General features: G+C 68.0%; 18 protein-coding genes. 9 read left to right on the top strand and 9 right to left on the bottom strand.

Annotated features, from left to right (window positions below; translation table 11 throughout):
* Positions 1–94 precede the first annotated feature (94 nt).
* From gap to IEY07_RS14255, 6 genes are all read left to right on the top strand, one after another.
* Positions 95–1,099 (top strand): type I glyceraldehyde-3-phosphate dehydrogenase, encoded by a 1,005-nt coding sequence (gap, locus tag IEY07_RS14280; protein ID WP_188896031.1) that lies wholly within the window; start codon positions 95–97, stop codon positions 1,097–1,099.
* Between the two features lie 93 nt (positions 1,100–1,192).
* Positions 1,193–2,383, top strand: coding sequence for a phosphoglycerate kinase (locus IEY07_RS14275; protein WP_188896030.1), 1,191 nt, complete (start codon positions 1,193–1,195; stop codon positions 2,381–2,383).
* Complete coding sequence (gene tpiA / locus IEY07_RS14270; protein ID WP_229670106.1) at positions 2,380–3,177, top strand: triose-phosphate isomerase; 798 nt, start codon at positions 2,380–2,382, stop codon at positions 3,175–3,177. Before IEY07_RS14275 ends, tpiA begins: the two co-directional genes overlap by 4 nt.
* 105 nt (positions 3,178–3,282) lie before the next feature.
* Positions 3,283–3,528: a preprotein translocase subunit SecG gene (gene secG, locus IEY07_RS14265; protein WP_188896091.1), complete on the top strand. Its 246-nt coding sequence runs from the start codon at positions 3,283–3,285 to the stop codon at positions 3,526–3,528.
* 10 nt (positions 3,529–3,538) lie between these two features.
* Positions 3,539–3,898: an RNA polymerase-binding protein RbpA gene (locus IEY07_RS14260; RefSeq protein WP_188896029.1), complete on the top strand. Its 360-nt coding sequence runs from the start codon at positions 3,539–3,541 to the stop codon at positions 3,896–3,898.
* Positions 3,899–3,917: 19 nt separating this feature from the next.
* Entirely contained in the window at positions 3,918–5,966 is a 2,049-nt protein-coding gene (locus IEY07_RS14255; RefSeq protein WP_229670105.1) for a prolyl oligopeptidase family serine peptidase, read from the top strand.
* Positions 5,967–6,028: 62 nt separating this feature from the next.
* Here IEY07_RS14255 and IEY07_RS14250 read toward each other — a convergent pair whose 3' ends face one another.
* Complete coding sequence (locus IEY07_RS14250; RefSeq protein ID WP_229670104.1) at positions 6,029–6,550, bottom strand: DinB family protein; 522 nt, start codon at positions 6,548–6,550, stop codon at positions 6,029–6,031.
* Positions 6,551–6,612: 62 nt separating this feature from the next.
* On the opposite strand from IEY07_RS14250, the gene IEY07_RS14245 reads away from it, so the two are divergent.
* On the top strand, positions 6,613–7,587 hold the full coding sequence (locus tag IEY07_RS14245; RefSeq protein ID WP_188896027.1) for a helix-turn-helix transcriptional regulator: 975 nt from the start codon (positions 6,613–6,615) through the stop codon (positions 7,585–7,587).
* 2 nt (positions 7,588–7,589) lie between these two features.
* Positions 7,590–8,126 carry a hypothetical protein gene (locus tag IEY07_RS14240; RefSeq protein ID WP_188896026.1) on the top strand — a complete coding sequence of 179 codons (537 nt, stop codon included), beginning with the start codon at positions 7,590–7,592 and terminating at the stop codon, positions 8,124–8,126.
* A 24-nt stretch (positions 8,127–8,150) separates the two neighbouring features.
* On the opposite strand, the gene IEY07_RS14235 is transcribed toward IEY07_RS14240, so the two are convergent.
* The 8 genes from IEY07_RS14235 to tkt form a co-directional block, all read right to left on the bottom strand.
* Positions 8,151–9,659 (bottom strand): ArnT family glycosyltransferase, encoded by a 1,509-nt coding sequence (locus IEY07_RS14235; RefSeq protein WP_188896025.1) that lies wholly within the window; start codon positions 9,657–9,659, stop codon positions 8,151–8,153.
* Positions 9,660–9,694: 35 nt separating this feature from the next.
* Positions 9,695–10,447, bottom strand: coding sequence for a 6-phosphogluconolactonase (pgl, locus tag IEY07_RS14230; protein ID WP_188896024.1), 753 nt, complete (start codon positions 10,445–10,447; stop codon positions 9,695–9,697).
* Positions 10,447–11,667, bottom strand: a complete 1,221-nt coding sequence (locus tag IEY07_RS14225) for a glucose-6-phosphate dehydrogenase assembly protein OpcA (RefSeq protein ID WP_188896023.1) — start codon at positions 11,665–11,667, stop codon at positions 10,447–10,449. Before IEY07_RS14225 ends, pgl begins: the two co-directional genes overlap by 1 nt.
* 53 nt (positions 11,668–11,720) lie before the next feature.
* A complete protein-coding gene (gene zwf / locus IEY07_RS14220) occupies positions 11,721–13,217 on the bottom strand; it encodes a glucose-6-phosphate dehydrogenase (protein WP_188896089.1) in 1,497 nt (498 codons plus the stop codon).
* Positions 13,218–13,329: 112 nt separating this feature from the next.
* The gene (locus IEY07_RS14215; protein ID WP_229670103.1) at positions 13,330–13,773 is read right to left on the bottom strand and encodes an iron chaperone; all 444 of its coding nucleotides are present in this window, start codon (positions 13,771–13,773) and stop codon (positions 13,330–13,332) included.
* Positions 13,774–13,897: 124 nt separating this feature from the next.
* Complete coding sequence (uppS, locus tag IEY07_RS14210) at positions 13,898–14,686, bottom strand: polyprenyl diphosphate synthase (protein ID WP_188896021.1); 789 nt, start codon at positions 14,684–14,686, stop codon at positions 13,898–13,900.
* A 75-nt stretch (positions 14,687–14,761) separates the two neighbouring features.
* Positions 14,762–15,874, bottom strand: coding sequence for a transaldolase (gene tal / locus IEY07_RS14205; protein ID WP_188896020.1), 1,113 nt, complete (start codon positions 15,872–15,874; stop codon positions 14,762–14,764).
* A gap of 33 nt (positions 15,875–15,907) precedes the next feature.
* Positions 15,908–18,106 (bottom strand): transketolase, encoded by a 2,199-nt coding sequence (gene tkt, locus IEY07_RS14200; protein WP_188896019.1) that lies wholly within the window; start codon positions 18,104–18,106, stop codon positions 15,908–15,910.
* Between the two features lie 139 nt (positions 18,107–18,245).
* On the opposite strand from tkt, the gene IEY07_RS14195 reads away from it, so the two are divergent.
* Positions 18,246–19,214, top strand: a complete 969-nt coding sequence (locus IEY07_RS14195) for a heme o synthase (RefSeq protein WP_373288852.1) — start codon at positions 18,246–18,248, stop codon at positions 19,212–19,214.
* Positions 19,215–19,261: the final 47 nt, after the last annotated feature.

Genomic DNA, 19,261 nt, shown 5'->3' with positions numbered 1-19,261 from the left:
CGCCGTCCGAGCCAGGGGGATAGCCTGAGCACGCAAGGGCCGGTGGCGCTTGCGATCACGCATGAGTACCGAATCTCGAGGAGTAGACCCAGCCATGACCGTACGTGTTGGCATCAACGGCTTCGGCCGTATCGGCCGCAACTTCTTCCGTGCAGCGCTGGCTTCGAACGCAGATATCGAAGTTGTCGCCTTCAACGACCTGGGCGATGACTCGGTCCAGGCCCACCTCCTCAAGTACGACTCGATCCTCGGTCGCTACCCCGGCACCGTCGAGGTCGTCGACGGCGGCATCGCTGTCGACGGCAAGGTGATCAAGTCCTTCGCCGAGAAGGATCCGGCCCAGCTGCCGTGGGGTGAGGTCGGCGCCGACGTCGTCATCGAATCGACCGGCTTCTTCACCAACGCTGAGAAGGCCAAGGCGCACGTCGCCGGCGGCGCCAAGAAGGTGATCATCTCCGCACCGGCGACCAACGAGGACGTCACCGTGGTGATGGGTGTCAACGACGGCGACTACGACCCGGCCCAGCACACGATCATCTCCAACGCCTCCTGCACCACCAACTGCCTGGCCCCGCTGGCCAAGGTGCTCGACGACGAGTTCGGCATCGTCAAGGGCCTGATGACCACGATCCACGCCTACACCCAGGACCAGAACCTGCAGGACGGCCCGCACAAGGATCTCCGCCGGGCCCGCGCCGCCGCGCTCAACATCGTCCCGACCTCCACCGGCGCCGCCAAGGCCATCGGTCTGGTGCTGCCGCAGCTGAAGGGCAAGCTGGACGGCTACGCGCTGCGTGTGCCGACCCCGACCGGCTCGGTCACCGACCTGACCGTCGAGCTGGGCAAGGAGACCACCGTCGAGGAGGTCAACGCCGCTTACAAGGCTGCGGCCGAGGGCCCGCTGAAGGGTCTGCTGACCTACAACACCGATCCGATCGTCAGCAAGGACATCGAGACCGACCCGTCGTCCTGCACCTACGACGCGCCGCTGACCAAGGTGATCGGCAACCAGGCCAAGGTCGTCGGCTGGTACGACAACGAGTGGGGCTACAGCAACCGCCTGGTCGACCTGGCCCTGCTGGTCGGCAAGTCCCTCTGATCGTCTGATCCCACTTCCGCGCGAGTCGCGGCACTCCGCGCCGGTCCCGACCGGCGCGGAGTGCCGGGACGAGTGCGACAACCGAGGTTTGTGATGAAGTCTGTTTCCGATCTTGGCGATCTGCGCGGCAAGCGCGTCCTGATCCGCTGTGATCTCAACGTCCCGCTCGACGGCACCAAGATCACCGACGACGGCCGGATCCGGGCGTCGGTGCCGACGCTGACCCAGCTCCGTGACGCCGGTGCGAAGATCATCGTGCTGGCCCACCTCGGCCGGCCCAAGGGCCAGGTCAACCCGAAGTACTCTCTCGCGCCAGCCGCCAAGCGGCTCGGCCAGCTGCTCGGTGTCGACGTGACGCTGGCCGGTGACGTGGTGGGCGACTCCGCCGCCGAGACCGTCGCCGGGCTGTCCGACGGCGACGTGGCGATGCTGGAGAACGTCCGCTTCGAGCCGGGTGAGGAGTCCAAGGACGAGACGGAGCGCGGGGCACTGGCGGACAAGTACGCTGCTTTCGGCGACGTCTTCGTCTCCGACGGCTTCGGTGTCGTCCATCGCAAGCAGGCCAGCGTGTATGACCTGGCGTCCAAGCTGCCGAACGCCGCCGGGACCCTGGTCAAGGCCGAGGTCGAGGTGCTGCAGCAGCTGACGCAGGATCCTGCCAAGCCGTACGTGGTGGTGCTGGGCGGAGCCAAGGTCAGCGACAAGCTCGCCGTCATCGAAAACTTGATCAAGACCGCCGACACCCTGGTGATCGGCGGTGGGATGCTCTTCACTTTCCTTGCTGCGCAGGGATACGGAGTCGGCAAGAGCCTGCTCGAGGAAGATCAGATCGACACGGTCAAGGGCTACCTGGCCGACGCCGAGAAGTCCGGCAAGAAGATCGTGCTGCCGACCGACGTGATCGTCGCACCGGAGTTCAAGGCCGACGCGCCGCCCACCGTGGTGTCCGCCGACCAGATTCCCGAAGATCAACTCGGGCTGGACATCGGTCCGGAGTCGGCGGCCGCCTTCGCCGACGTGATCCAGGGCGCGAAGACCGTCTTCTGGAACGGCCCGATGGGTGTGGCCGAATGGGAGGCGTTCGCCGGCGGCACTCGAGCCGTCGCCCAGGCGCTGACTGAGGTCGACGGGCTGTCGGTGGTCGGCGGTGGCGACTCGGCCGCAGCCGTCCGCGATCTCGGCTTCGCCGACGACCAGTTCGGCCACATCTCCACCGGCGGCGGGGCGAGCCTGGAATACCTCGAGGGCAAGGAACTTCCCGGTCTGGCGGTTCTCGAAGGATGACCACTCCCGATTCCGGCCGGCTGCCGCTGATGGCAGGCAACTGGAAGATGAATCTCAACCATGTCGAGGCCGTCGGTCTGGTGCAGAAGCTGGCCTGGACGCTCAGCGACAAGAAGCACGATCCCCAGCAGTCCGAGGTCGTGGTGTTCCCGCCGTTCACCGACCTGCGCACCGTGCAGACCCTGGTGGACGGCGACCGGCTCAAGCTCGCCTACGGCGCCCAGGACCTGTCACCGCACGACAACGGCGCTTTCACCGGCGACGTGTCGGCCTCGATGCTGGCCAAGCTCGCGTGCTCGTACGTGATCATCGGCCACTCCGAGCGCCGCCAGCACCACGGCGAGGACGACACCACGGTCAATGCCAAGGCCCGACAGGCGCTCAAGGCCGGCATCACACCGCTGATCTGCGTGGGCGAGGACCGCTTCACCCGCGAGGAGGGGCGGCACATCGCCCACGTCGTCGAGCAGGTGAACGGCGCCCTGCAGGGCATGACCGCCGACGAGGTCGGCGGTCTGGTGATCGCCTACGAGCCGATCTGGGCGATCGGCACCGGGCAGGTCGCCACCCCGGACGACGCCCAGGAGGTGTGCGAGGCGATCCGGGCCACGATCAAGGACGGCCACGGCGAGCCCGTCGCCAACGCCATCAGGGTGTTGTACGGGGGCTCGGTCAAGGCCAACAACGTGGCCCAGATCATGGCCGAGCCCGACATCGACGGTTGCCTGGTCGGCGGTGCCAGCCTGGTCGTCGAGGAGTTCGCCGCGATCGCCCGCTTCTACGCGATGTCCTGAGCTGTCCAGACTGCGCAGTCCTGACCTGTATTGAGCTTGCGGACAGATTCTTCCAACGTCGGTGGCCTGGGTTAGGGTGTGGCGGTGGTGACTGTAGTTCCGATGATGAGTTGGGAGATCCTGGCGGTCTCGATCGTGTTGATCGTCACCAGCCTCGTGCTCGCGGCCTTCGTGCTGATGCACAAGGGTCGCGGCGGCGGCCTCTCCGACCTGTTCGGCGGCGGCGTCTCCTCTTCGATGGGCGGCGTCTCGGTTGCCGAGCGCAATCTGGACCGGTTGACGATCATCGTCGCCTTGGTCTGGCTGGCGAGCATCGTCGGCCTCGGTCTGATGTACAAGTACGGGATCTGAGGGGAGCATCGTGGCTGGTGGGGGAAGCGCCATTCGTGGCAGCCGGGTCGGCGCCGGGCCGATGGGCGAAGCCGAACGCGGCGAAGCTGCGCCGCGGCTGTACGTGTCCTACTTCTGCAGCAACGGGCACGAGACCCGTCCGGCCTTTGCCGCCGATGCGCAGGCACCTGAGACCTGGGACTGCCCGCGCTGCGGTCTGCCGGCCAATCTCGACTCGTCCAACCCGCCGCCGCCGCCGAAGAACGAGCCGTACAAGACCCATCTGGCCTATGTGAAGGAACGGCGCAGCGATTCCGAGGCCGCCGAGATCCTGACCGAGGCGCTGACCGCTCTGCGTGACCGCCGGGCCCGCGGCGAAGTCATCTACTGAGCCTCGCTATATTTCGGGCGTGCCCTCGCCCCGCTCTGAGCTTCCTTCTGATCGCTCCGCCGGCTTCGACGACTTCAGCGATATCGACGCGTTCATCCGGATTCCCCGGGTCAACGGTCTGGCCGCCGGCCCTGGTGGCCGGCTGGTCGCCGAGATCGCCGAGGCGGACCAGCACGCCTCCCGCAATGTGCCGGCGCTCTGGGAGCTTGACCCGGCCGGCGTGCACGCCGCTCGGCGGCTGACCTTTTCCGAGAAGGGCGAGAGCGGACCGAGATTCGGCTCCGACGGGTCGCTCTACTTCAGCTCCGCCCGGCCCGATCCGCAGGGCGAGGACGACAACGGCACCCCGGCGATCTGGAGACTTCCTGAACGCGGCGAGGCCCAAGTCGTCGCCTCGGCACCTGGTGGCCTTGGGTTGATCGCGGTCGCCGCCGATGGCACCCTGCTGGCCTCCACGAGCGTCCTGCCGGGCGGCTCACTGGATGACGACGCGGCGCGCCGCAAGTCCCGCAAGGACGCCAAGCAGACCACCATCTGGCATACCGGGATGCCGATCCGGTACTGGGATTCCGAGCTCAACGACGTCAGCCCGCGCCTGATCCTGGTGTCGCCGGACGGCGAGCTGACCGACCTCGCCCCAGACGCCGACACCGTCAACCTGCGCGGCGCCTCCGCGGACCTGTCGGCCGACGGCAGCACGATCGCCACCAGCTGGACCGTACGTGTCCAGGGCGCAGAGACCCGCAGCTCGGTGGTGCTGATCGACGTCTCCGGGCACACCCGCCGGGTGCTGCTGGCGGCCACCGACGAGCAGTCCTACGGCGGCCCGAAATTCTCCCCGGACGGCAGCCGGATCGCGGTCACCCGGGTGACCGCCTCGTCGCCCACCGACACCAGTTACGACTTCCTGGAGATCCACCCGGTCGACCGTGACGGCCGGGCCGGCGATCCCGTCCCGGTCGAGGTCGGGGACCTGACGGTGGGCGAGTATCGCTGGCTCGACGACCGGACGTTGTTGGTGGCCGGTGACCTGCGCTCCCGCGGCGCCGTGCTGGTCGTGGATGCCGCAACAGGATCCGTACGGACGCTGGTCGACGACGCCGTCTACGGCGGCCTGGCGCCGGCCGACGACGGCGCCACCGTCTACGCCCTCCGCAACGACGTCGGCACCCCGAACCGCCCGGTCCGGCTGTCGCTCGGCGATGGTGGGCGCTCCGAACTGCCGGCACCGGGCGCGGTCGCCGGCCTGCCCGGAACCCTGGAATGGGTCGAGACCGACGTCGACGGGCTGACGGTCGGCGGCTGGCTCTGCACCCCCATCGAAGCGACCGCCGAGCAGCCGGCCCCGGTGATGTTGTGGATCCACGGTGGCCCGCACGGGTCGTACAACGCCTGGAGCTGGCGCTGGTGCCCGTGGCTGGCGGTCGCTCGCGGTTACGCGGTGCTGATGCCCGATCCGGCGATGTCGACCGGCTACGGCCATGCCGGTCTCAACCGCGGCTGGCCGCGCCGGGCTGACGTGGTCTACCACGAATGCGAGACGCTCTTCGACGACGTCCTGCGCCGGCCGGAGCTGGACGGCGACCACACCGCCATGCTGGGTGCCTCGTTCGGCGGCTTCATGGCCAACTGGATCGCCGGCCACACCGATCGCTTCGACTGCATCGTCAGCCATGCCGGTTTGTGGGCCCTTGATCAACAACATCGGACCACCGACGCCGCGGCCGGCAAGATGCGCGTGCACCTGCACGAGGACGACAATCCGGACTGGTATCGCACCTACTCACCGCACTACGCCGTGGACAAGATCAGCACTCCGATGCTGATCACCCACGGCAACCGCGACTACCGGGTGCCGATCAGCGAGGCGCTGCGGCTGTGGTGGGAGCTGGTGTCGCGCTGGCAGGGCAGTCCCGAGACCATGCCGCACCGCTTCCTGCAGCTGACCAGCGAGAACCACTGGGTGCTGACCCCGTCCAATCTGCGCACCTTCAACCAGGTCCTGCTGGCCTTCTGCGACCAGCACGTCCGGGGCGCCGACCCGGTCCCCGACGTCCTCCCCTGGTGACGCCGAGGGGTCACAAAAACTGTCATTTCTGCGGCGTGTCGGCGACGGTTGTAAGCCCTGCGTCAGCCCATCGTCTTCTGGCCGTCGATCGACTCCCGGATGATGTCGGCATGGCCCGCGTGCTGTGTCGTCTCGGCGATGATGTGCAGAAACGTGCGTCGTGCCGACTGCGATTCCGCCGTGTACCAGGGAGCCTTCGGCAGCGGCTGCCGGGCATCAAGGGACGGTATGCCGCGCAGCAGTTCGTCGGTCGCCCGGGCCACCTCTTCGTACGCCCCCAGCAGGCCGGCCAGGGTCTCGCCGGGCTGCATGGCGAAGCCCTTCTCGCGTTCGGCGAAGTCCTCGGCCGTCCAGTCAGAGAAGTCCTTCTTTCCGGAGACCGCTGATGGGCCCTCCAAGACGAATCCGGCCCAGCTCCGCTCGCCGTCGGTGACATGCTTCACCAGACCGCCGATGCTCAGCGCGCTGACGGTGGTGCGCTGTGCCGCCTGCTCGTCGGTCAGGTCCTTGGCGGTGTAGCGCAGGAAGAAGCGTGCCTGGCGGAGTTCGGCCAGGAGGTCGTCGCGTTCGGTTGTTGATGTCATGACTGGAACGCTACGGACCATAGTTGCCAGTTTCTGTCACCAATTCCGGGCAGAATTCCGATGTGGCCAGTACCAGTTCGCGGATGCTTCGACTGCTCTCGCTGTTGCAGAGTCATCGCTACTGGCCCGGGGTTGAGCTCGCCGAACGCCTCGAGGTTTCGGTGCGGACGCTGCGCCGCGACGTCGACCGGCTCCGCGAGCTCGGCTACCCGGTCCGGGCCGACCGCGGTGTGGGCGGCGGCTATCAGCTGGCCGCTGGTGCCTCGCTGCCGCCGCTGGTGCTGGACGACGACGAGGCGGTCGCGCTCGCGGTCGGCCTGGTGGCAGGGACCGCGGGTTCGCTGACCGGGATCGCCGAGGCGTCGGTGCGGGCGCTGGCCAAGGTCGTCCAGGTGATGCCGAAGACGCTGCGGCGGCGGGTCGAGGCCCTGCGCTCGGCGACTGCGGTTCCGGACTGGCCCGACGGGCCGCCGTCCGCCGATCCTGCCGCGCTGGTGCTGCTGGCGCAGGCCTGTCGCTCCGACGAGCGGGTCGTCTTCGAGTATCGGGTGGCGGACGGGGTGGTCTCGCAGCGTCGCGTCGAACCGAAGCAACTGGTGTCGGCAGGACGGCGCTGGTATCTGCTGGGCTATGACCTGACTCGCGATGCCTGGCGGATCTTCCGGTTGGACCGCCTCGACCGTCCGGCCGGCACCGGCGTCCGGTTTCGGCAGCGGGAGGTGCCCGGCGGCGACCCCACCGCATACGTCCGTAGCCGGCTGGACCGGGCCGACAGCGTACGACCGGTGGTGGCGGTCGTACGCGCCGACGCCGAGGACGTACGCCGCCGGCTGGGCCGCTGGGTCCGGGTCAGCGAGCAGGATCCGGGCACCTGTCGGCTGGAGCTGGATGCGGCCGGCCTGGAGTGGGGAGCGTTCGTGCTCGGAGTGTGCGGTGCCCCGATCGTCGCGGTCGAACCACCCGAGCTGGCCGAACTGCTTGGTGACTGGGCAGCGCGGTTCTTCCGTTTGGGTGTCGGTGAAACGGCTAAGGGATAGTCATGAGCACCACGACCATCTGGATCATCGTCGCGGCCGTTGTGGTCGTGCTGATCATCATCGCGATCGTGCTGGCGGTCACCCGCGGACGCCGGGCGGCAAACCGTCGCCAGGCTGCCGAGTTGCGGGAACGCTCGCAGGAGCAATCCATCGGCGTCCAGCAGACCGACGTCGAAGCCAGGGTCGCTCGCGCCGACGCCCGTAAGGTCAGGGCCGAGGCCGAGGAGCATGCCGCCGATGCCGAGTGTCGCGCCGCCGAGGCAGAGCGACTCGAGGCCGCCGCCTCCGACAAGGAAGCCGATCTGGCCGGTCGCCGGGACGAATTCGAGGAGACCCGCCGGAAGGCTGACGAGATCGATCCGGACGTGGCGTCGGAGACCTCACCTGAGGTGCCCTCCGGCACAACCTCGGAAACCACCTCGGGGTCCGCCGCAGGGACGTCCCCCGGCGGGGCGCCGCAGGGGGCACCGGACGACGTTCCCACCGACAGCACGCGTACCGATCCGGGGCCGGACGGCACCGAACCCAGGCACGCCTGACCGGGTCTGAGCTTGGCGGCGCCCTCAGCTGAGGTGCCGCATCTGCGGCCACAGTTCCGGCCACGGGTGACGCGGCCCGGCGCAGATCCGGACGGGGGCGCCCGCCTCGCCATCGTCGACCCCGGCTGGCGACTGTAGGTGCGTAACCGTCCGGCAGGAGGCGAACCAGCGTCGCAGGTCGCCGGGTTCCTGCTCGCCGACCATGATCACCGTACGGGTCCCGTCCGGCGGCGGCCCCCACAGGCCGAAGCCGTTGTGACCGGAATAGACCGGCGGGAGATCGCGACCGTCTGCGGTCTGCAGTCGCTGCGCCCGGGTGAGCGCACCGGCCTCGCCGTAGTTGCTGGTGATGATCACCGTTGACGGGCGCTGATCAGCCGGGATCGTCTGCGCGACCGCCGAGATGGTCGCGATGTAGCCGTCCCAGCCGACGGTCTCTCCGGAGTCCGGATTGACCGCGACGCCGATCTGGAAGCCTGGGCTGCCCACCGGCCAGACCGGCAGCGTCAGCATCGGGGTGATGATCGCCGACATGATCAACAGGACCAGCGCGACGATCCTGCGCCACAGCTTCCTGCTGATCGTGTCCAGCAACGGGATCGCGCCGGCGGCCAGCAGCGCCGGGAAGAAGGGTGCCGGATAGTACGCCTTCCCGCCGGTGACGATCATGATCAGCACGAAGATCAGATAGCCGATCGTGAGCCAGCCGAATTCCGGTCGACGGGGTCTTCTCAGCAGACAGACGACGCCGACCACCAGCACGACGGAGATGATCGGGCCGATCTCCAGAAGCTGCGACGGGACCAGGCCGATCCGATCGGTGGACGACGTCGAACCGCCGCCGGCGATGTTGACCGCGATCTGCCGCATCGGCCAGCCGTGGGTCGCCTGCCAGATCAGATTCGGTGCAGCCAGCGCGAGCGCGATCACCGCGGACACCAGCCACTTCGGGCCGGCCAGTGATCGTCTCGGCCCGATGATCATGATCGCGAGCAGGCAACAGGCGACGATGAATATCGCCATCATCCTGATCTCCATGGCGATCCCGGTGGCCAGACCGGCCAGCAGCCAGGGAGCCCATCGCCCGGTACGGACCGCCATGATCAACAACCACAGCGCGGTTGCGCTGACGGTCATGTCGAAGGTCAGTGTCGAGAAGAGGTGGCCGGCGGCGAGCACCAGTCCGGTGAGTGCGGTGGCGATCGAGGCGGCGACCTGATGACTCGGTCGTCCGCCGAGCTCGCGGGCGATCAGGCCGGCGACCAGGACGTACCCGGCGGCGAAGAGCGCCGGCAGGATCCGGAACGCCCAGAGCCGCCCGCCGACCAGCCAGTGCCAGCCGGCGGCCAGGTAGGGGACCAGCATCGGGTTGTCGGGCTGCGCCCAGCCAAGGTGGTGGCCGGACTCGATGAAGTAGAGCTCGTCGCGATGGAAGCCGTACCGGTTCGCCACCAGCAGCAGGAGCAGCACCACAGCGCCGGCCGCGAGATAGCTGCCGAGCGGTAGTCGTACGGTCTGGGCCGACCGAGCCACAACCGCAGCCTAGGACGCTGCGCCCGGCGGCGCGGTCAGTTCAGCAGATCGACCGGGATCCGGGCCGCGGCGGCCTCGTCCAGTAGCCACAGGGTCCGCTCGGTGCCGTGAGCCGCGCCGGCGGGTACCTGCTTGTTGCCGGTGACCGCCCAGCCGACAGCGTCGGCCTTGTCGGAGCCGGACACCGTGAACCAGACCTCGGCCGACCGGTTGATCACCCGGTGGGTGATGCTGATCCGCAGCGGCGGCGGTTTCGGCGCGTCCCGGACCGGAATCACCGGGGTGTCCGCCTCGGCCTGCAGAGAGACCTCGAAGGACGGGTGGTCGGGAAACACCGACGCGACGTGTCCGTCGGGACCGACGCCCAGCAGGCAGATGTCGAAAGCGGTGTTGCCGAGTTCAGCACCGTAGGCCAGCGCCGCCTCGTCCAGACTGATCTGCCCGTCGTCGGCCGGCATCGGATTGAGATTGGTGTCGGTCAGCGGCAGCGCCGGGACCAGCGCGGCGAGCGCCGCCTGATCGTTGCGATCATCCGAGTCGGCGGCGACGAAGCGTTCGTCGCCCCACCAGAGCGCGACCTTCGTCCAGTCGACCGGCGACGACGGGCCGTCGGCCGCGAGCCGCTGGTACGCCTTGGTCGCGATCCGTCCGCCGGTCAGCGCGATCTGCACCAGCCGGTCCGGTTGCTCGGCCTGCAGTTGCGCGATCCGGATGCTGAGCTGCTCCGCGATCGCCTCGGCGACCGCGTCCGCATCCGGATGCACCAGGTATTCGGTCCGGCCGGGCATCAGCGGGCGGCCTTCCTGGCCGTGGTCCTCTGGGCCGTGGTCCTCTGGGCCGTGGTCCTCTTCGCGGCAGGTGCTCTCTTGGCTGCCGTCTTCTTGGCTGCTGTCTTCTTGGCTGCTGTCTTCTTGGCGGGTGCTTTCTTGGCCGTCTTCTTCGCCGCCGTCTTCTTCGCCGCCGTCTTCTTCGCCGCCGTCTTGGTGGCGGGCTCGCGACGCGCCGTACGCCTGGCGGCCGCCCGCTGTGCGGAGGGGCCCTCGACCAGCCCGCCGGCGTCGTCGGCTACGGCCTGCGGAGCCCGCCGGGCCGGCCGATTACCGGCGGACCGGCGGAGGAAGGCCAGCAGCGTGGCCTCGTAGACCACGTCGTGGTCCATCCTGCGAAGCTCTTCCGCCACCAGATCGGCGGTGGTACGACGCTTCAGCGCGACCAGCCGGTTCGGCTGGCCGGGAATCGCGTACGAGGCCAGCAAGCCGTCCGGCCGAGTGATCGCGATGTCGCCGGCCGCGGTCGTCATCCGCACTGCGGTGATGCCCGGGCCGCTGCTGGTCGCCTGCTTCACCGTCAGCCGCAGCCGGTCCTCCAACCAGGCGACCAACAGGTCCGCGGACGGATTGCCCCGCTCGGACTCGACCACGGCGCCGGTGACCTTCGCCGGGAACTGATCGAGAGCAGCCGCCAGCAGGGTGCGCCAGGGCGTCAACCGGGTCCAGGACAGATCGGTGTCGCCGGGCGCGACGTGCTCGGCCCGACGGGCCAACTCGCGGCGAGGCTGCCGGCTCGCGGCGGCGTCGGTGATCCGCCGGTTGGACAGCTCGGCCAGGGACTGTGAGGCGACCCTGTTGGTCGCCACCGAGCCGGGCCACCAGACCACGACGGGTGAGTCCGGCAGTAGCAGCGGCCGGATCACCGAAGCCGGATGATCGGCCAGCGGTCCCCGCATGCGGACCACGACCACCTCACCGGAGGTGCCCTCACCGATCCTGACCTCGGCGTCCAGCGATGCGGTGTGCCGGCCGTTGCCGCTGACCACCAGCAGAATCCTGCTGGGATGCTCCCGGCCGGCCGCCATCGCGGCCTCCAGGGCGGCGGGATACTCATCCTCGTCGGAGACGATGATCAAGGTGAGCACCATCCCCGAGGCCGGGCTGCCGGCACTGCGCCGGGCATTCAGCAGCGCTGAGCTGATCTTGGCCGAGGTGGTGTCACTGAGCGTGATGATCATGAAGAAATCCTTTGTAGGGTGGGCTTTCTGCCCTGACGCCTTGCTCAGGGACCTTACGGACGACGCCAGGCGAAGCCGTCTCGCGCGAGCATCTCATCGGCACTGGCTGGGCCCCAGGTGCCGGCCTCGTAGTCCTCGGGAGGAGTGCCCAGCGATGCCCAGTAGTCCAGGATCGGGTCGAGGATCTGCCAGGACAGCTCGACCTCCTCGTGCTGGGGGAAGAGCGGCGGGTCGCCGAGCAGCACGTCCAGGATCAACCGCTCGTACGCCTCCGGCGAGGACTCGGTGAACGAGCCGCCGTAGGCGAAGTCCATGTTGACCTCGCGGATCTCCATCTGGGTGCCCGGCACCTTGGCGCCGAACCGCAGGGTCACGCCCTCGTCCGGCTGGATCCGCAGCACCAAGGCGTTGTAACCGAGCTCCGCGGTGTCGGTCTTGGCGAAGGGCAGGTGCGGTGCCTGCTTGAAGCCGAGGGCGATCTCGGTCACCCGGCGCGGCATCCGCTTGCCGGTCCGCAGGTAGAACGGAACGCCGGCCCAGCGCCGGTTGTCGATGTCGACCCGGATGGCGGCGTATGTCTCGGTCGTCGAGTCCGGCGGGATCCGAGGCTCGTCCAGGTAGCCGCCGACCTTCTCACCGCCGGCCCAGGCGGCCGCGTAGCGACCGCGGGCAGTGTAGAGATCCAGGCGCTCCGGCGGACGCGCCGCCGCGAGCACCTTCTGCTTCTCGGCCCGCAGCTGACGGGCCTCGAAGGAAGTCGGCTCCTCCATCGCAGTCAGCGCCAGCAACTGCAGCAGGTGGTTCTGGATCACGTCCCGGGCAGCGCCGATGCCGTCGAAGTAGCCGGCCCGGCCGCCGATGCCGATGTCCTCGGCCATGGTGATCTGCACGTGGTCGACGTAGTTGTTGTTCCACACCGGCTCGAACATCTGGTTGGCGAATCGCAGCGCCAACAGGTTCTGCACGGTCTCCTTGCCCAGGTAGTGATCGATCCGGAAGACCGAGCTGGACGGGAACGCGGTCGAAACCACCTCGTTGAGCTCCTGGGCCGACCGCAGGTCATGGCCGAACGGCTTCTCGATGACGACCCGGCTCCAGCTGCTGGTGGTCGTCTCCGACATGCCGTGGCTGCGCAGCTGACCGACGACGGCGGGGAACAGACCCGGCGGGATCGACAGGTAGAAGGCGTGGTTGCCGCCGGTGCCGCGGGCCTCGTCCAGCTCCTGGATGGTCTGCTTCAGGCGGTCGAAGGCGGCGTCGTCGTCGAGCTCGCCGGCGACGAAGCGGATGCCCTCGCTGAGCTGTTTCCACACCTCCTCGCGGAACGGTGTCCGGGCGTTGGCCTTGACCGCGTTGTGCACGACCTCGGCGAAGTCCTCGGTGGCCCAGTCCCTGCGGGCGAAGCCGACCAGCGCGAAGCCGGGCGGCAGCAGACCGCGGTTGGCCAGGTCGTAGATCGCCGGCATCAGCTTCTTGGTGGCGAGATCGCCGGTGACGCCGAACATCACCAGGGCACACGGGCCGGCGATCCTGGGGATCCGCCGGTCCATCGGGTCGCGCAACGGATTCGGGCGCGTCGTCTGAGTCACAGGAAAACCCTACTCAATTGACGAAGTGTCACGACACCCGACCGCGTGCCGGGCAGGCCGAAGAGCCCGCCAGTCAGGTCGTGGGGGAGCCGGCTGCTTCGTGGACCAGCTCGGCGATCTTCTTCTCCACCTGGGATGTCCAGCGGGTGATCGCGAAGGAGACCGGCCACATGTCGCCGTCGTCGAGGCGCGCCGGATCCTGGAATTCCAGGGTCGAGTACCGGGTGCCGAACTTGCCGCTGTTCTTGAAGGCGACCACGATCTTGTCCTCGGCATTGCTGTAGGCAGGCATCCCGTACCAGGTCCTCGGCGACAACTCCGGTGCGGCGTCGGTGATCGTGACGTGGACGCGTTCGGCAACCGCGCGGTCCTCGGGTGACATTTCGGCGATCTTGTCCAACACTGCCTGCAGCCCGTCGGCCCTCTTGCTGCCCTTCTTACCTTCGGCCCGCAGCTCCTCGGCACGAGCCTTCATGGCCGACCGTTCGGCCGCACTGAATCCGGTAGTCGTCGACACGGCTGAATCCCTTCTCTGACAGGACCCCACGGCTGTCAGGTCCATGCGCTCAGACTAGGTCGTCCGAATCGTGGAGGCTTCTCGATTCCTGATCGCGCGGACCTGAGCGACGAAACGCCCCGGATCAGCTCTCGCCGATGATCGTGGATCGCCTGAGGTAATCGCGTACGGCACGGAGCAGATCGGTCTCGCGGAAGGCCGGCCAGTAGGCGTCGCAGAAGAAGTAGTCTGCGTGACTTCCCTGCCAGAGCAGGAAATTCGAGGAGCGCTGCTCGCCACTGGTGCGGATGATGATGGCGGGAACCGGCAGATCGGGTTGGTAGAGGTGCCGGTCGATGTCGTCGGCCTCGAAGTTCCGGGCAAGATTCTCAAGGTCGGCGCCGGTCAGGGCCTCTTCGCGCAGGTAGCTGGTGAAGGCGTCGACGATCTCCTGCCGGCCGCCGTAGCCAACGGCCAGAGTGAGGTGGTAGCCGGAATCGACCGTCTCGGTCTCGGTACACAGGTCCTTCAGCGCGGTCGCCGTCGCCTGCGGAAGCACATCCGAGTTGCCCGCGACGTGCACCTGCCAGGACCGACCGGGCTGGGTCAGGAGCCGGGCGATGGTGTTCTCGATGATGTCCATCAGGGCGGCGACTTCGGCCGCCGCCCGCCTGGTCAGATTCTCGGTCGAGCAGATGAAGATCGTGACGTGGTGCACGGTCAGCCGCTGACACCATCGCAGAAAGTCCGCGATGTGCTCCGCGCCGATCTGGTGACCGACGCTCGGATTCGCGTAGCCCGCCTGCCGCGCCCAGCGGCGGTTGCCGTCGATGATCACGCCGATGTGGTCCGGCAGCCGTGCGCAGTCGCTCCCGGAGCGGGTGAGCTGCTTGCGCAGTCGGTGCGCGTAGACCCGCTCGGCACTCTGGCGCACAACCGACGCCGCCCTCGTCACGGGACGAGGGCGGCGTCGGTTCAGTCGTCGATGACTGGTCAGCGGGGTTGCCGATCAGCTGGCCGAAGCAGCCTTGAGCGCCGTGTCGACGGTCTCGACCAGCTCGCCCCACGACACGTCGAATTTCTCAACGCCCTCACGCTCGAGCGTCTCGATGACGTCCTCGTAGGAGATCCCCAGGCCGCGCAGGCTGTCGATGATCACATGTGCGTCAGCGGCCGTGCCGGTCACCTTGTCACCCTCGATCACACCATGATCAGCAACGGCGGCCATGGTCTTCTCCGGCATCGTGTTGACCGTGTTCGCCACGACCAGCTCGGTCACGTACAGGGTGTCCGGCAGATTCGGATCCTTGACCCCGGTGGAGGCCCACAACGGCCGCTGGACGTTGGCGCCCTTGGCCTCCAGCGCCTTCCAGCGATCGGAGGAGAACGCCTCCTCGTAGGCCTCGTAGGCCAGCCGGGCATTGGCGATCGCCGCCTTGCTGCGCAGCCCCTTGGCCTCCTCGGTGCCGATCTCGTCCAGCCGCTTGTCGTACTCGGTGTCCACCCGGGACACGAAGAACGAGGCCACCGACTGGATCTGCGACAGGTCGATGCCCTTCTCGGCCGCCTGCTCCAGACCGGTAAAATAGGCGTCCATCACGCCCTTGTAGCGGTCCAGACCGAAGATCAGCGTCACGTTCACGCTGATCCCCTCCGAAATCGCGGCGGTGATCGACGGCAGCCCCTCGAGCGTTGCCGGGATCTTGATCAATACGTTGGGGCGGTCGACCTTGGCCCACAGCTCCTTGGCCTGGGCGACCGTCGCGTCGGTGTCATGGGCAAGACCCGGCTCCACCTCGATCGAGACCCGGCCGTCGACGCCGCCGGTCGCCTTGTGGATGTCGGCGAACACGTCGCAGGCGTTGCGGACATCGGTGGTGGTGATCTCGCGGATCGCCTCGGCGGTGGACTTGCCCTCCGCGGCCAGCTCCTTGACCTGCTGGTCGTAGGCCGACCCCTTGCTCAGGGCGGCGGCGAAGATGGTCGGGTTGGTGGTCACACCAGTGACATGCCATTCGTCGACCAGCTTGACGAGATTGCCCGAGTCCAGTCGTTCCCGGGACAGGTCGTCGAGCCAGATCGATACGCCGGCATCCGCCAGCGCCTTCAGTGCTTCAGACATCGTTACCTCTCTTGCCTGTCAGATGATCATCTCTCAACTGATCGTCACGCCGGGCTCGTCGACGTGGTCGCCGGTGTTCGACGGGCCACTGGTCGACGGGTGGACCGGATTGCCGCCCTCGGCGGCAGCGGCGATGCTTTCCTTTGCGGCTGCGACGACGGACTCCGGCGTGAAGCCGAACTCCTTGAACAGCGTCCCCGCGGACGCCGAGGCGCCGAAGTGTTCCAGGCTGACCGCGCGCCCCGCATCACCCAGGATGCCGCGCCAGCTGAGAGCGATACCGGCCTCGACGCTGACCCGGGCCCTGACGCCCTTCGGCAGCACCGACTCGCGGTAGGCCTCGTCCTGCTCGAAGAACCACTCGAACGACGGCATCGAGACCACCCGGGCCTTGACGCCCTCAGCAGCCAGCGCCTCCTGGGCCTTCACTGCCAACTGAACCTCCGAACCGGTGCCGATCAGGAGCACATCCGGATCGCCGTCACTGTCCTTGAGGACGTACGCGCCCTTGGCGACGCTCTCGGCGGCCCCGTACCCATCGGTGTCGCGTGGGAACGTCGGCAGGTTCTGCCGGGACAGGATCAGGGCGGCCGGGCGATCGGTCTTGTTGAGCAGTGTCTTCCAGGCGACGGCGGTCTCGTTGGCGTCGGCGGGCCGGATCACGTCCAGACCGGGGATGGCGCGCAGCGCGGTCAGGTGCTCGATCGGCTGGTGGGTCGGGCCGTCCTCGCCGAGGCCGATCGAGTCGTGGGTCCAGACGTAGGTGACGGGCAGCCGCATCAGGGCGGCCAGCCGGACGCTGGGCCGCATGTAGTCGCTGAAGGTCAGGAAGGTGCCGCCGTAGACGCGGGTGCCGCCGTGCACGGCGATGCCGTTCATGATCGCGCCCATGCCGTGCTCGCGGATGCCGAAGTGCAGCACCCGGCCGTACGGATTGCCCTGGAACATCTTCGACTGACGCTCGGTCGGCAGGAAGCTCGGCTCACCCTTCGGGGTGGTGTTGTTGGAACCGGCCAGGTCGGCCGAACCGCCCCACAACTCCGGCAGCTTCGGTGCCAGCGCGGTGAGCACGTCGCCGGAGGCGGCACGGGTGGCCACGCCCTTCTCGTCGGCCGGCCAGGACGGCAGAGCCTCTTCCCAGCCCGGGGTCAGCTCGCGCTTGGTCAGCCGCTCGTAGAAGGCGTACGCCTCCGGGTTGGCCGAGGCCCAGGCGTCGAAGCCCTGCTGCCATTCGGCCCGGGCCTGCTTGCCCCGCTCCTGCAGTTCGCGGGTGTGGGCGATGACCTCGGGCGCGACCTCGAAATTCTTCTCCGGGTCGAAGCCGAGCACGCCCTTCAGCCCGGCGACCTCCTCGGCACCCAGTGCCGAGCCGTGTGCGGAGCCGCTGTTCTGCTTGCCCGGCGACGGCCAGGCGATGACGGTCCGCAGGTCGATGAAGCTCGGCTGGTCGGTGACCTCACGGGCGGCCCGGATCGCGTCCAGGAGAGCCTTGACATTCTCGGTGTAGGCGGTGCCGTCGTTGGTCCAGTCGACAGTCTGCACGTGCCAGCCGTAGGCGGCGTAGCGGGCGGCGGTGTCCTCGCTGAGCGCGATCGAGGTGTCGTCCTCGATGGAGATCCGGTTGTTGTCGTAGATCAGCGTCAGGTTGCCCAGCTTCTGGGTGCCGGCCAGCGAGGAGGCCTCGGAGGAGACGCCTTCCTGAATGTCGCCGTCCGAGCAGATCGAGTAGATCTGGTGGTCGAAGGGCGAGGTGCCCGGTGCGGCGTCGGGATCGAGCAGGCCGCGCTCGCGGCGGGCCGCCATCGCCATCCCGACCGCGTTGCCGATGCCCTGGCCGAGCGGCCCGGTGGTCACTTCGACGCCGTCGGTATGCCCGTACTCCGGGTGGCCGGGAGTCTTCGAGCCCCAGGTCCGCAACGCCTCCAGGTCCTCCAGTTCGAGGCCGAAACCGCCGAGGTAGAGCTGGATGTAGAGCGTCAGGCAGGAATGGCCTGCGCTGAGCACGAACCGGTCACGGCCGACCCAGTGGGTGTCGGACGGATCGTGGCGCATGACCTTCTGGAAGAGCAGGTAGGCCAGCGGGGCCAGGCTGATCGCCGTGCCCGGGTGACCGTTGCCGGTCTTCTGCACCGCGTCGGCGGCCAGCACCCGTACGGTGTCCACCGCGCGAGAATCGAGATCGGACCATCCCTGGGGTAGGAGATTCGGATCGGAGAATGTCGTCTTGGTCACAGCGAGCTCAGATTCCTTCCGCAAAATGGGGGCCAAACGCCTACGAGCCTATCGCCCGCAGGTAGCCGGAGAAAGACGGCGGGTTACGGGTCTACACTGACCAAGCGCAATACGTACGACACTGTGTAGGAGATCGGGCGTGACGAGTCCGCACGTGACCACTCCGGCGGTGGCCGGCCCCCGGGAGGACGGCACCGACGGAAAGGGCGTCGACCCACGATCCCGGCTCCGGGACGTGGTCAGCGCCTACATCGCGCTGACCAAACCCCGGATCATCGAGTTGTTGCTGGTGACGACGGTGCCGGCGATGTTCCTGGCGGCAGGCGGTGTGCCCCGGCTGATGCTGGTGCTCTACACGCTGGTCGGTGGCATCTTCGCCGCCGGCAGTGCGAATGTCTTCAACTGCGTCCTGGACCGCGACATCGACGAGCGGATGCGCCGGACCCGCCGGCGGCCGCTGCCGCGACATGCGGTCAGCTGGCGGACAGCGATGATCTTCGGTGCCGTGCTCGGAGTGCTTTCCCTGCTCTGGTTCGGTTTCCTGGTCAACTGGCTCTCGGCGTTCCTGGCCCTGGGCGCCAACGCGTTCTACGTGTTGATCTACACGATGATCTTGAAGCGGCACACATCGCAGAACATCGTCTGGGGTGGTATCGCCGGTTGTTTCCCGCCCTTGATCGGCTGGACCTCGGTCACCGATTCGCTCTCCTGGGCACCCTTCGTGTTGTTCTTGATCGTCTTCTTCTGGACGCCGCCGCACACCTGGGCGTTGGCGATGCGCTATCGCGAGGACTATGCAGCCGCCGACGTGCCGATGCTGCCGGTGATCAAGCCGCCGGTCTTCGTCGCGAACCGGATCCTGGTGTATTCGGTGCTGACCGTCGCGACCTCGCTGGCACTCTGGCCGATCGCGCACACCGGCTGGCTGTATCCGATCGTTGCAGCGGTCTGCGGCGGGGCGTTGATCGTCGAATCGGTGCAGTTGTTGCGGCGGGCCCGGGCCGGCCTGAACGACGCGCTGATGAAGCCGATGCGGCTGTTCCACTGGTCGAATTCGTACCTGGCGCTGATCTTCGTCGCCGCCGCTGTCGACCCGCTCCTGCACTGATGGTGCACTGATCTCGGCGATCTTCCGGGCGATCTTCCGGGTCTTGT

The organism is Microlunatus endophyticus, from assembly GCF_014646195.1.
GTDB classification, from domain to species: domain Bacteria; phylum Actinomycetota; class Actinomycetes; order Propionibacteriales; family Propionibacteriaceae; genus Microlunatus; species Microlunatus endophyticus.
The sequence above is the reverse complement of the archived record's forward strand: the minus strand, read 5'-3'. Positions and strand labels throughout refer to the sequence as shown.